Origin of the sequence: Bartonella queenslandensis AUST/NH15, from assembly GCF_000312585.1 — a bacterium.
Taxonomy (GTDB): Bacteria; Pseudomonadota; Alphaproteobacteria; order Rhizobiales; family Rhizobiaceae; genus Bartonella; species Bartonella queenslandensis_A.
The window spans coordinates 1-550 of record NZ_HE998121.1 but is presented as its reverse complement, the minus strand read 5'-3'; the positions used below and the strand labels follow the sequence as shown (position 1 = coordinate 550).

General features: G+C 42.7%; 1 pseudogene. It reads right to left on the bottom strand.

Annotation, left to right across the window (positions count from 1 at the left end):
* Nucleotides 1–13 precede the first annotated feature (13 nt).
* Nucleotides 14–550: pseudogene (locus tag BN338_RS09570) on the bottom strand (hypothetical protein); the annotation flags it as partial.

Here is a 550-nt window from a genome sequence, read left to right as displayed (position 1 = left end):
GATATTTTACTGCTTAGTCTATACCCACACCCATGAGTTCATTAAAAATGCCTCATTTTTGGGGTTGGATATCCACGCATTGAATTCTCTTTCAGACATATTAGCAATCGTTTCCTTGCTTATAGAGCCCGCACTGCCCCCTCCACCAGATGCCGTTAAGGTTCTCGCAGAGTTTTGTCGACTTTGAAGGGCTGCTATCTGTTTATTCGCTTGCATCCCTTGGTTCTGATAACCAAGATTTTGTGCTATCCTATAGATCTCTTCTGCCGGATTGAGCCCTTTTTGGGCGCAAGTCGCTACGATCGTACGCAACTCATCCCCTATAATCGCATCTATCGTGCTCCTTTGCGCATAATTCGGATAAAGAGAAGACCAAGCACTTAATTCCTTCGAGCGCGTCTCATAAAGAAAATCTGCCGCCGCATCAAAATCACTATATTTATCTTTAATAGAGCTTACAGAACTTTCTAAAAACTGGTTCAAATGTCCATTAAATTCCTGGGATTCAATGGCTTGCCTTTGAACATCCTGTTGTGCCCTAATATACGCA